Raw genomic sequence first — 12,433 nt, forward strand, 5'->3', positions numbered from 1 at the left:
GGGGCAAGAAAATGTTTTTTAATATTTTAGGTATAGTAATTTTAGTGATAATCCTAGTTTCATTAATATCATCTATTAAAATTGTAAATACGGGATATGTATACATTGTAGAGAGATTTGGTCAATATCATAGGACTCTTGAGCCAGGATGGCACTTTACAATCCCATTTGCAGACTTTGTAAGAAAAAGGATATCAACTAAGCAGCAAATTTTAGATATACAACCTCAAAGTGTTATAACTAAGGACAATGTTAAAATTTCTATCGATAATGTTATATTTTTTAAGGTTTTAAATGCAAAGGATGCAGTTTATAATATTGAAGATTATAAATCAGGTATAATTTACTCTACTATTACAAATATGAGAAATATAGTAGGAGATATGTCTTTAGATGAGGTCTTATCAGGAAGAGATAGAATTAACTCCAAGCTTTTAGAAATAATCGATGAAATTACAGATGCCTATGGAATTAAAATTCTCTCTGTAGAAATAAAAAATATAATACCACCAGCAGAAATTCAGCAGGCTATGGAAAAACAAATGAAAGCAGAAAGAGATAAGAGAGCTGCAATATTACAAGCTGAAGGTGAAAAGCAAAGTGAAATTGCAAGAGCAGAGGGAGAAAAGCAATCAAGAATACTTCAGGCAGAAGCAGAAAAAGAAGCTAATATAAGACGTGCTGAAGGGCTTCGTGAATCTCAGCTTCTTGAAGCTGAAGGTAAAGCTAAAGCCATAGAGATTGTGGCTAAGGCAGAAGCAGAGGCGATAAATAGAGTTAATAGAGCTATAATTGAATCTGGAACCAATGAAACTGTAATAGCTTTAAAACAGGTAGAAGCTCTTAAAGAAATGGCAAATTCCCCTGCAAATAAACTTATACTTCCAAATGAAACTTTATCTTCTCTTGGCAGCATAGCGGCTATAGGTGAAATGCTTAAAAATGAAAAATAACTTAAAGTATGGTGAAAGGAAAGACAGTTGCTTAGATTAAGCATCTGTTTTTCTTTTGAAGTATATTTACATAAAATGGTTGAAAATATATATTTATACATTATAATAAAAATTAGAATAAATTAATCTAAAGATTAGTATACAGGTTAAAGGAGCGTAGTAAATAAATGAGAATATTAATGTTATCATGGGAATATCCACCTAAAAATGTTGGAGGCTTATCCAATCATGTTTATTATTTATCCCATAGTTTGTGTGAAATGGGGCATGAAGTTCATGTAGTAACCTGTCAAGATGGGACAGCTCCTATAAAGGAAAATGATAATGGAGTTTTTATTTATAGAGTAGAACCGTATAAAATACAAACTCAAGATTTTGTAAAGTGGGTAATGCAGTTAAATTTTGCAATGATAGAAGAAAGTATAAGGATAATAAAATCACAAGGAAGAATGGATATAATACATGCTCATGATTGGCTTTCCGCATTTGCTGCTAAAACCCTAAAATGGGCTTATAATATACCAGTTATAGGCACTATCCACGCTACCGAATATGGAAGAAATGGTGGAATTAAAACAGATATGCAAAACTATATATCTTCTACAGAATGGAATCTTACATATGAAGCTTGGAAGGTAATTGTTTGCAGTAATTATATGAAAGAACAGATTGCAAATGTATTTTCTACACCGAGAGAAAAAATATGGATTATACCTAATGGAGTAAAGGTTGAAAACTTTTTGGAAAAAAATGACTTATACAATGTCAGGAAAAGATATGCAAAAGAAGATGAAAAGATTGTTTTATATATAGGGAGACACGTTTTTGAAAAAGGAATACATATACTAATAAATACAATGCCTAAAATATTAAAAGAAAATAATAAAATTAAATTTGTAATAGCTGGGACAGGAAGCATGACAGAAGAATTAAAAGATATGGTATTAAATGAAGGACTTGAAGAAAAAGTCATATTCACAGGATATGTAAGTGAGGAAGAAAAGAATAAATTATATCGAATATCCGATGCAGCGGTTTTCCCTTCTATATATGAACCTTTTGGAATAGTGGCTTTAGAGGCTATGGCAGCAGGATGTCCTGTGGTTGTCTCTGATATAGGAGGATTTTCAGAAATAATACGGGACAGAATTAATGGGTTGAAATTTATGAGTGGCTCTACTAGTAGTTTAAATGACAGTTTGCTAGAACTATTAAATAATACTGAATTGGCAAATAAATTAAGGGAGAATGGATTAAAAAGTGTAAAGGAAAACTACTCTTGGCAACGCGCTGCTGAGCTTACAACTGAAGTATATAAACAGGTACTAGAAGAAGCTAAAGGAACTGAGTGGGCAGGTCAGGAGTAGAGATGTAGAGATAAGGATTGTAAGAGGAGTGAAGTGCATGAAGGCAATTATTATGGCAGGCGGATTTGGAAGCAGACTGAGGCCGCTTACCTGTAATACACCTAAATCTATGATGCCAATACTGAATAAGCCTATTATGCAATATATAATAGAGTTATTAAAGAAAAATGGCATAGAGGATATAGGAATAACCTTACAATACTTAGCAGATGAAGTAACGAACTATTTTGGAGATGGGAATAAGTTTGGAGTTAGGATAACATATTTCATTGAAGAAACTCCATTAGGAACAGCGGGAAGTGTAAAGAATGCGGAAGATTTTTTAGATGATACTTTTATTGTTATAAGTGGAGATTCATTAACAAACATAAACTTATCTAAAGTTATTGATTATCATAAGAGTAAAAATTCTATAGGGACTTTAGTACTAAAAGAAGTACAAGTCCCTTTAGAATATGGAGTAGTCTTAACTGATAAAGAAGGAAGAGTTACTGAATTCTTGGAAAAGCCGAGATGGAATGAAGTTATTAGTGATAAGGTAAATACAGGGATATATATATTGGAACCAAGAATTTTCTCATATTATGAAAAAAACAAAAAATTCGACTTTAGTGAGGATTTATTCCCTATGCTAATTAATAATGGAGAAACTTTATATACCTATGTTGCTGATGGGTATTGGTGCGATATTGGAACTATTCAAGAGTATAATAGGTGTCACTTCGATATATTAAGAGGAAATGCTAAATTAAAAGTGAATTTAGAAAAACATCAAAATAAAATATGGGTAGGAAAAAATTGTGAAATAGATATAAAAACAAAGATAATACCTCCTGTATTTATAGGAAATAATACGAGAATATATGGAGGCGCTGAGATAGGGCCGTATACTGTACTTGGTAGAAACAACATTATATCAGCTGGAGCAACTATAAAAAGAAGCATATTATTTGACAATTGTTATATAGGAAACAATGCAGAGGTAAGGGGAACGGTTCTTTGTAAAAATGTACAGTTAGAATCGAGAACATCAGTATTCGAAGGTACTGCAATAGGTGACGATACATTAATTAAAACAAAATCTATAGTGAAGCCGGGAGTTAAAATATGGCCTAACAAGTTAATAGAGTCAAATACTATAGTAAAGTCAAATATTATCTGGGGTGAAAAGTTTTCTAGAACTCTCTTTGGAAAGAAAGGGATAAGTGGAGGTATAAACATAGATATAACTCCAGAATTTGTCTCAAAGTTAGGCTCTGCATACGGCTCCATGCTAAGATGTGGAAGTAGAGTAGCTATAAGCTGTAATGATAATGGAGCGGCTCAGATGATTAGATATTCTCTTGCTACAGGGCTATTATCTATGGGCATGGAAGTTTATGATCTGAAAGAAATGACTACAGCTATGACAAGATATGCTGTTAAGTTTTTCAGAGTTAGCGGAGCTATTCACGTTATAGTAGATAGAGATAATCCACAAAAGGTTAATATATTATTTATGAATGAGAATGGTATAGATATTGATAAATCCATGGAAAGAAAAATTGAAAATAGTTTTATAAGAGAAGACTTTAGAAGGGTAAGGACAGATTGCTTTAAAAGTGTAGTTCCTTTTGATAATAATGAAAAATACTATATCAGATCCATTATTAATAAATTAGAAGTACAAAAGATTAAACTAAAAAAATATAAGGTGGTAATAAGTACTAGAAATTCCTTAATATGTTATATGATAAAAGAAATTTTTTCTGAACTGGAAGTTAATGCTGTATTATATGAAAAGGTTAAGGATTTAGTTGGGCTTAGCAAGAATGTTATAGAAAACAAAGCTAATTTAGGAGTATATATTTCCGATGAAGGGGAATATGCAATTTTTGTAGATGAAAAAGGAAATATAATAAAAGAAGATTCATATGATGCATTAAGGTATTTTATAATGTTGAAATACTCTAAAATTAATACCTTAGTGGTACCAGTAACTTCATCTGAAGCAATAAAAAAAGTTGCTTCTATGTGTAAAGTTAAATTTATAAGAACAAAGACATCACAAAAGAGTATTTTAGATGAGTATATAAAAAATGAAAAAAGTTTAACAAAAATGGATATTATAAATGGATATTTGATTACTTTAGATGCTGTAGGAATACTGATGTTTACCTTAAATTTAATGGCAAATGATAACATTTCTCTATTTCAAATTATATCTAGATTTTCTACTTATCATAAGAAAGAACAAAAGGTAAGATGCCCTTCCAATATTAAAGGAAAAATAATGCGCAGTTTAATGGAGAAAATGGATTATAAAGTTACAGAAATTATAGAAGGAATTAAATTTGAATACGGAGATGCTTGGATACTTGTTATTCCAGATGTAGAGGAGCCTTTATGCAAGATATATACGGAATCTAAAGATGTGCAGTTAGTAGAAAAAATAAGCAATGAGTTTGCTAAAAAAATTGAAGAGATGGTTGATGAGAATAATTGTATTAATAAATAGCTCAATTACTTTCAAATAAAGAAAGTAATTGAGCTATTTATTAACCTTGATTTTAGGTGAGGTTTATAAAAATATATTGACTTTCACATGATAATTGCTTAATATATCCTATAGGAAAAGTAGGATATAGGAGGGCTTTATGAAACAACATTTATTTTCGAGAACTGAATTATTAATTGGGAAAGAAGGATTAGATAGATTAAAAAACAGCAAAGTGATAGTTTTAGGTTTAGGTGGAGTTGGAAGTTTTACTGCTGAGGCTTTAGTAAGAGCAGGAATAGGAAATTTAGTTATAGTGGATGATGATACTGTTTGTTTAACTAACCTAAATAGACAGATACATGCTAAATTTGATACTATAAGCAAGCCAAAAGTAGAGGTTATGAGAGATAGAATATTAAATATAAATCCTAAGTGTAATGTAGAAGTTTACGAAACATTCATAAAAGAAGATAACATAGGTGAAATAATAAAAGAAGATGCAGATTATGTAGCAGATGCTATAGATACTGTATCATCTAAAATTTCTACTATAGTTTGGTGCAAAGAAAAAAATATAAATATAATAAGCTGTATGGGTACTGGAAATAAGATGGATCCAACAGCATTTAAAGTTTCAGATATTTATAATACCAAGATTTGTCCTTTAGCAAAGGTTATGAGATACGAACTTAGAAAAAGAAATGTAAAGGAACTTAAAGTAGTGTATTCAGAAGAAGCACCTCTTAAGCCCAAATTAGAAGAAGTTATTACCTGCAAGGAAGGCTGTGTATGCACAGGAGGAAGTAAAAAATGTTCACATAGGAGACAGATTCCAGGAAGTATATCCTTTGTTCCACCTGTTGCAGGTATGATAATGGCCGGAGAAATAATTAAAGATATTTTAAAATCAGAGCAAACTTTATGATTAATAAATTAGATAATAAATTAAAATACACTGCAGTTTTTAAGCAGTGTATTTTAACTTTTTTGAAGCCATTTGCAATAATTTATAGGTTAATATTGCATAATAAGTACAAAAAGATGTATACTAAACAATTATTATGATTTATATATAAATTAAATTTATTTTTCGAAAATAAAGCATGTATATAAAAATATTATTAAATTGCTAAAAAAAACTGCAAAAATTTATATAAGTTTAAAAAAAACTATGTTAGTTTTATTAAATTTATGATATTATATTAAATAACAAAGGAATAAAATACTAGGGGGTTGTTTTATGGAAGCAAAACAATATGTAGAACAGGTATTTGAAGGTATATTAAAAAGAAATTCAGGTGAAAGCGAATTTCATCAAGCAGTAAAAGAGGTTTTAAAGTCTTTAGTTCCAGTTTTAGAAAAACATCCTGAATATATTGAGGAGGGAATTTTAGATAGAATTGTTGAGCCAGAAAGACAAATAATGTTTAGAGTTCCGTGGGTAGATGATGAAGGAAAGGTTAGGGTTAATAGAGGATTTAGAGTTCAATTTAATAGTGCTATAGGACCATATAAAGGAGGACTTAGATTTCATCCAAGTGTAAATTTAAGCATTATTAAGTTTTTAGGATTTGAGCAAATCTTTAAGAATTCTCTTACTGGGCTTCCAATAGGAGGAGGAAAAGGTGGTTCAGATTTTGATCCTAAAGGAAAATCTGATAGAGAAATCATGAGATTTTGTCAAAGCTTCATGACAGAGCTTGCAAAATACATAGGAAAAGATATAGATGTACCTGCTGGCGATATTGGAGTAGGTGGAAGAGAAATTGGATATTTATATGGACAATATAAGAGAATGACAAATTCTTATGAAGGAGTTTTAACTGGAAAAGGATTAACTTTTGGAGGAAGCCTTGCAAGAACAGAAGCAACTGGTTATGGATTAGTTTACTTTGTTAATGAAATGTTAAATGCAAAAGGTATGAGCCTTGAAGGAAAAACTGTAGTTGTATCTGGAGCAGGTAATGTTGCTACTTATGCTATAGAAAAAGCTCAACAATTAGGAGCAAAAGTAGTATCATGCAGTGATTCTAATGGATATATCTATGATGAAAATGGAATTGATTTAGCTGTATTAAAGAAAATCAAAGAAGTGGAAAGAAAGAGATTGACAGAGTACGTTAAATATCATCCTGAAGCTAAGTACACAGAAGGAAAAGGCGTATGGAGTATACCATGTGATATAGCTCTTCCTTGTGCTACTCAAAACGAAATAAATGAAGAAGACGCTAAGATGCTAGTTAAAAATGGAGTAATTGCTGTTGGAGAAGGAGCTAATATGCCTTCAACTTTAGAAGCTATAGATGTATTTATAAATAATAAAGTTCTTTTTGCACCTGCAAAAGCTGCTAACGCTGGCGGAGTTGCTGTTTCTGCTTTAGAAATGTCTCAAAACAGCATGAGATATTCTTGGACTTTTGAAGAAGTAGATGCAAAACTAAAAGATATAATGAAAAATATTTATAAAAATTCATCTAAGGCTGCTAAAGAATATGGATATGAAGATAATCTTGTAGTAGGAGCAAATATTGCTGGATTTGTAAAAGTTGCAGAGGCCATGATGGCACAAGGAGTAGTTTAAAAAATATAAAAGTTAAGAGATTTAGAGAACACAAAGCAAGTAAAAAGGATTAAAGTTAAAAAGTGTTTAAGAAGCCATAAGCATTGATTTATTTGATAAATTATGCTTATGGCTTTCTTTTTTAAAATTTCTTTGACAAGGCATATTCGCATAAATTAAACTATATACTGTGTAATTTTGTACGTAAGGAGAAAAATAAAGTATGAGTATACTAACAGTTAAAAATATAAGCCATGGCTTTGGAGATAGAGCAATATTTGAGAATGTATCCTTTAGACTTTTAAAAGGAGAGCATGTTGGGCTGATTGGAGCCAATGGAGAAGGTAAATCTACCTTTATGAACATTATAACAAGTAAGCTTATGCCGGATGAGGGACAAGTTCTGTGGTCCAATAATGTAAGAGTTGGATACATGGATCAACATGCTGTACTAGAAAAAGGACTTACAATTAGAGAAGTTTTAAGAGGGGCTTTCAAATATCTGTTTGATGCAGAAACTGAGATGAATGAACTTTATGGAAAAATGGGAGAGGCAGCTCCAGAAGAACTTGAGAAGATGCTTGAAAGAACAGCAGTAATACAGGATATGCTTGATCATAACGGTTTTTATGTTATTGATGCTAAGATTCAAGAAACAGCTAAAGGACTTGGACTTTTAGATGTAGGTCTAGATAGAGATGTTACAGATTTAAGTGGAGGACAAAGAACAAAGGTTTTGCTTGCTAAGCTTTTACTTGAAACTCCTGATATATTACTCTTAGACGAGCCTACTAACTATTTAGACGAGGCACACATTGAATGGCTTAAGAGGTTCTTAAATGAGTATGAAAATGCTTTTATATTAATATCACATGATGTTCCATTTTTAAACTCAGTAGTTAATATTATATATCATGTGGAAAACAGGCAGCTTACAAGATACGTAGGCAACTATAATGAGTTTCAAAGAATATATGAAGCTAAAAAGAAACAATTAGAACAAGCTTATGAAAGACAACAGGCAGAAATTGCCAGGCTAGAGGATTTTGTTGCAAGAAATAAAGCTAATGTAGCTACGGCTAATATGGCTAAATCTAGACAAAAGAAGCTTGATAAAATGGAAAGAATTGAACTTGTTCATGAAAAACCAAAACCAACTTTTAATTTTAAGATGGCCAGAGCTTCAGGTAAAATGATATTTGAAACTAAGGATTTAGTTATAGGATATGATCATCCACTAACAAAACCTCTTAATCTTTCTATGGAAAGAGGTCAAAAAATTGCTTTGGTAGGTTCTAATGGCTTAGGTAAAACTACTCTTCTTAAGAGTTTAATGGGGCAAATTAAACCCATAAGTGGAGAAGTAATCTTAGGAGATTATCAACACATTGGTTACTTTGAGCAAGAAAGTAGGGAAGGAAACAAAAATACATGTATAGAGGAATTTTGGAATGAGTTTCCTGGATATACTCAGTATGAGGTACGTGCAGCACTTGCTAAATGCGGGCTTACTACAAAGCATATTGAAAGTATGATGATGGTGCTTTCAGGAGGAGAAGCAGCGAAAGTTAGGCTTGCAAAATTGATTAATATGGAAACAAATATATTAATTCTTGACGAACCTACAAACCATCTTGATGTAGATGCAAAAGAAGAATTAAAACGTGCTTTAAAGGAATACAAGGGAACAATACTTCTTGTATGCCATGAACCAGAATTTTATAGAGATGTAGTAACTGAAATATGGAATTGTGAGGAGTGGACAACTAAAATAATATAAACATCAATTTAATTATTTTAAGTATATTATAATAATATTGTTATATACTACTTTTACCTAGTGTTACTATGCATTCTTGTAGTTCATATCTTTAATATTCAATATAATGAGGATAATGAAAGAAGGACAGGAAATGATAAGATGTATAAGACTAAACAATAAACGACTTGTTATAATAGTAACAACGATTCTCTTTATTTTAGTTGCCGAAGTAGTAATGGCTGATGTTAAGGGACAAACAGCATTTGCTCTTCAAGTTGAAATTGAAAAATCTTCTCCTAACGTGACAGCAAGTGTTGATAATGCTTTACCTTCACAAAATTCAATTGTAAATATAACCGTGACAGGTCCAGCAGGAGCTGAGGTTAGGATAGTCTGTCATTATAAAACTGGAGATGTTTATTATTCAGGAGTGATAGAAAATAATGAAAGGGGTATTATACCTGTCCTAGTTGGATTAGCTGAACCAGGATATGCAGTATCAGTAGATGTATCCGTAATTTGTGATAAGATATATACTACTCAAACTATGTTTATTCCTCAATAAAAAGTGTGATTAAAATCTTAGAAATTTAAATAGATATATGATATAATAACAACGAAAACGTAGTGATTAAGAACACTTTTAGGAGTTGGTTGCAATGGTACAAACAGGATATGTAACTTCTATTCATGGAGAATATGCTGTAGTTGCATTTAAAAGACAAGGAGGCTGTGGAGACAGCTGTGCTAGCTGTAAGTTAGCTTGTTCAACAGCAGGGGTTACAACTGAAATAAAAAATACACTGGGAGCTAAGATAGGTGATCAGGTAAAAGTTGAAATGAAGCAGAATGCTTTTAACAAAATGCTTTTATGGGTATATGTTTTTCCATTGATTATGCTAGCAGTTGGAATAGGAGTAGGTATGAAAGTATTCGCTGCGTTAGGATATGGAAATGCTGAAATTCTAAGCTTTTTATTGGGAATTGTAGCTCTTGGGATTTCATACTGGATCTTAAGTAAGATTAGCAAAAAAACTGCTCAAAAAGAAGAATATTCTTTAAAAATGACTCAAATTGTGGATCAATAAAAACAAGCATTTTCTAAAGACAGCACTTTAGAAAATGCTTATTTTTTATCTTATTGGGGAAATATATAATAGGCTATGTTTTAAAAATTGGTGAATGAAATGTGATTTCAAACGGCTTTGAAATCTAATGAATTCTACAATTTTAAATCATATCCTACAGTATTAAAAGAAAAGGAGAATTATATTATGAAATTTACAAAAGATATGACAATAGGAGAAGTAATAAGGATAGACAGATCAAAAGCAGAAGTTTTAATGGACTTTGGAATGGGATGCGTAGGGTGTCCATCATCTCAAGGTGAAACTCTTGAAGAGGCAGCTATGGTACATGGAATTGATTTAAATGCTTTGTTAGAAGCACTAAATAAAGAATAGCAGTAAAAAGGCATTTCATATGAAGAAGTGCCTTTTTTTTATTCATTGTAATAGAAATAGTTCTAAGCAAATATATATTATAGTGTAAGTTTGTAGATAGGGGGATAAAAGATGGGAAACTATAACTCTCAGTATGAAAATTATTATAAATCTATTATAAATAAAAGGAGTAACAGTAAAAATTATTTCGAAAAATATTCAGAAAAAAGGTCTAAGGGAAATCCTGTAACAAGGAGAATAATTCAAGACTTATGTGGAGTACTTGTTATGCTTATAATAGTTATCATTTGTAAGATTATACAAATTCCACAAACACAAATAATTTATAATTATTCTAAACAGGTTGTAAACACTAATTTAGATTATAAAGGAATTGTAAGTAAAGTAAAAGCTTTGGATGAAGATGAAAGTGTTCAAGATAAAGCAGTAGAAATCATAGATAAGATAAAAACAAAATTTACAGGAGGAGAAACTATAAAAGAAAAAATAAGAGAAAAATTTACATTACCTGCTGAAGGTATTATTAAAGAAGAAGAAGAGGGCATAAACATAGGAACTTCAGAAAAAGGAGAGATTTCTGCAAGCTATGATGGAAGAGTAAAAGAATGTGGAGAAGATACTAATCTTGGAAATTATATAATAATAGATCATGGAGAGGGTATAGAAACTTTATATTCCAATTTAGATAAAGTATTAGTAAAGGAAAATGACATAGTAAAAAAGGGAGATAGTATAGCAGAAAATAAAAATAATGATATAAAAAATGTTCATTTTGAAATTCTATTTATGGGACAGAACAAAGGCTTAGAAAAGATGGTTAGGGCAGAGAAATAAACAATGAAAGAAAAAGAAGAGCTAATCATAAAAATCAGCAAGCTTTTTATTCCCTATATAATTGTGCTCATAATCATAGGATTTAAAGGAAAGATTTTAGTCTCCTTTGTGCTTGTATTTCTTCATGAACTTGTACATTATGCAACAGCTAAAAAGTTGGGATTTAGGGGATTTGGCATAGAAATTTTGCCAATAGGAGCAGTACTTAAATTTAAAGAGCTAGATGAAGCTGATCCAAAGGAAGATTTAATAATATCTTTGAGCGGTCCTTTGTTTAATTTAGTTTTTGCTGCCATTGTTTATTTATTAAATCTTAGATTTCAAAGTGGTTATTTGGATATATTATATATGAGCAATTTATCATTAGGAATTTTTAACCTTATTCCAGCCTTTCCTTTGGATGGAGGGAGAATAATTAGAGATATTCTATCATTCAGGACATTTTATAAAAGAGCTAACAAGATAACAGTTAATATTAGTATTAGTATAGGAATAATCATAACGGGTTATTTTTTAATGCTCGTGGTATTTGGATATAGATATATTGGTATTGGCATTATAGGAGTTTTAATAATAATTACATCATATAAAGAAAAGGAAAGGATAGTATATTTAATTATGAGTGATATTGTGAAAAAAAAATATAAATTTATAAAGAGAGGATATATAGGAAATAGAAGTATGTCCATATATTACAAAAAGACTTTGTTAGATGCTTTGAGCATAGTGGATAAAAATAAATATAATATTTTTATAGTATTGGATAGTGAGATGAAGGCAATAAATGTAATATATGAAGAAGAATTAGTGGAGGCGTTAAAGATATATGGAAATATGACAATAGAAGAATATTTGAAGAATACAGACGAAATAGATAAGATGGATAAGCTTGCTAAAATGACTATTGACGAATGGAAACAATGGAAGGAAGATAAGAAAGAATTTTAACCAATTGATTTTATTTTTAAAATTATGGTACAATACAAAGATATGATTGAAGAATTAACACAGGAGG

At 30.6% G+C, this 12,433-nt stretch carries 11 protein-coding genes; all 11 read left to right on the forward strand.

Going from position 1 to position 12,433, the window contains the following annotated elements:
- The first annotated feature begins 11 nt into the window (after positions 1-11).
- The 11 genes from ACFWTK_RS10110 (at position 12) to ACFWTK_RS10160 (ending at position 12,366) form a co-directional block, all read left to right on the forward strand.
- A complete protein-coding gene (locus tag ACFWTK_RS10110) occupies positions 12-953 on the forward strand; it encodes an SPFH domain-containing protein (protein WP_415875894.1) in 942 nt (313 codons plus the stop codon).
- 167 nt (positions 954-1,120) lie between these two features.
- Positions 1,121-2,320: a glycosyltransferase family 4 protein gene (locus tag ACFWTK_RS10115; RefSeq protein WP_415875895.1), complete on the forward strand. Its 1,200-nt coding sequence runs from the start codon at positions 1,121-1,123 to the stop codon at positions 2,318-2,320.
- 37 nt (positions 2,321-2,357) lie between these two features.
- A complete protein-coding gene (locus ACFWTK_RS10120; protein ID WP_415875896.1) occupies positions 2,358-4,817 on the forward strand; it encodes a sugar phosphate nucleotidyltransferase in 2,460 nt (819 codons plus the stop codon).
- A gap of 139 nt (positions 4,818-4,956) precedes the next feature.
- Entirely contained in the window at positions 4,957-5,724 is a 768-nt protein-coding gene (locus tag ACFWTK_RS10125) for a tRNA threonylcarbamoyladenosine dehydratase (protein ID WP_415875897.1), read from the forward strand.
- A 315-nt stretch (positions 5,725-6,039) separates the two neighbouring features.
- A complete protein-coding gene (gene gdhA, locus ACFWTK_RS10130) occupies positions 6,040-7,380 on the forward strand; it encodes an NADP-specific glutamate dehydrogenase (RefSeq protein WP_415875898.1) in 1,341 nt (446 codons plus the stop codon).
- Positions 7,381-7,582: 202 nt separating this feature from the next.
- Complete coding sequence (locus ACFWTK_RS10135) at positions 7,583-9,139, forward strand: ABC-F family ATP-binding cassette domain-containing protein (RefSeq protein WP_415875899.1); 1,557 nt, start codon at positions 7,583-7,585, stop codon at positions 9,137-9,139.
- A gap of 133 nt (positions 9,140-9,272) precedes the next feature.
- On the forward strand, positions 9,273-9,686 hold the full coding sequence (locus ACFWTK_RS10140) for a hypothetical protein (RefSeq protein ID WP_415875900.1): 414 nt from the start codon (positions 9,273-9,275) through the stop codon (positions 9,684-9,686).
- Positions 9,687-9,780: 94 nt separating this feature from the next.
- Positions 9,781-10,209, forward strand: a complete 429-nt coding sequence (locus ACFWTK_RS10145) for a SoxR reducing system RseC family protein (protein WP_415875901.1) — start codon at positions 9,781-9,783, stop codon at positions 10,207-10,209.
- 186 nt (positions 10,210-10,395) lie between these two features.
- Complete coding sequence (locus ACFWTK_RS10150) at positions 10,396-10,584, forward strand: DUF1858 domain-containing protein (RefSeq protein ID WP_415875902.1); 189 nt, start codon at positions 10,396-10,398, stop codon at positions 10,582-10,584.
- Positions 10,585-10,695: 111 nt separating this feature from the next.
- Complete coding sequence (locus ACFWTK_RS10155) at positions 10,696-11,418, forward strand: M23 family metallopeptidase (RefSeq protein ID WP_415875903.1); 723 nt, start codon at positions 10,696-10,698, stop codon at positions 11,416-11,418.
- A gap of 3 nt (positions 11,419-11,421) precedes the next feature.
- Positions 11,422-12,366: a M50 family metallopeptidase gene (locus tag ACFWTK_RS10160; protein ID WP_415875904.1), complete on the forward strand. Its 945-nt coding sequence runs from the start codon at positions 11,422-11,424 to the stop codon at positions 12,364-12,366.
- The last annotated feature ends 67 nt before the right edge of the window (positions 12,367-12,433 follow it).

Origin of the sequence: Clostridium sp. (genome assembly GCF_047777555.1) — a bacterium.
GTDB lineage: Bacteria > Bacillota > Clostridia > Clostridiales > Clostridiaceae > Clostridium_H.

Excerpts from the sequence above, each read along its gene's own strand:
- ACFWTK_RS10110 (WP_415875894.1), top strand. The coding sequence starts at position 12 with ATGTTTTTTAATATTTTAGGTATAGTAATTTTAGTGATAATCCTAGTT.
- ACFWTK_RS10115 (WP_415875895.1), top strand. The coding sequence starts at position 1,121 with ATGAGAATATTAATGTTATCATGGGAATATCCACCTAAAAATGTTGGA.
- ACFWTK_RS10120 (WP_415875896.1), top strand. The coding sequence starts at position 2,358 with ATGAAGGCAATTATTATGGCAGGCGGATTTGGAAGCAGACTGAGGCCG.
- ACFWTK_RS10125 (WP_415875897.1), top strand. The coding sequence starts at position 4,957 with ATGAAACAACATTTATTTTCGAGAACTGAATTATTAATTGGGAAAGAA.
- gdhA (WP_415875898.1), top strand. The coding sequence starts at position 6,040 with ATGGAAGCAAAACAATATGTAGAACAGGTATTTGAAGGTATATTAAAA.
- ACFWTK_RS10135 (WP_415875899.1), top strand. The coding sequence starts at position 7,583 with ATGAGTATACTAACAGTTAAAAATATAAGCCATGGCTTTGGAGATAGA.
- ACFWTK_RS10140 (WP_415875900.1), top strand. The coding sequence starts at position 9,273 with ATGATAAGATGTATAAGACTAAACAATAAACGACTTGTTATAATAGTA.
- ACFWTK_RS10145 (WP_415875901.1), top strand. The coding sequence starts at position 9,781 with ATGGTACAAACAGGATATGTAACTTCTATTCATGGAGAATATGCTGTA.
- ACFWTK_RS10150 (WP_415875902.1), top strand. The coding sequence starts at position 10,396 with ATGAAATTTACAAAAGATATGACAATAGGAGAAGTAATAAGGATAGAC.
- ACFWTK_RS10155 (WP_415875903.1), top strand. The coding sequence starts at position 10,696 with ATGGGAAACTATAACTCTCAGTATGAAAATTATTATAAATCTATTATA.
- ACFWTK_RS10160 (WP_415875904.1), top strand. The coding sequence starts at position 11,422 with ATGAAAGAAAAAGAAGAGCTAATCATAAAAATCAGCAAGCTTTTTATT.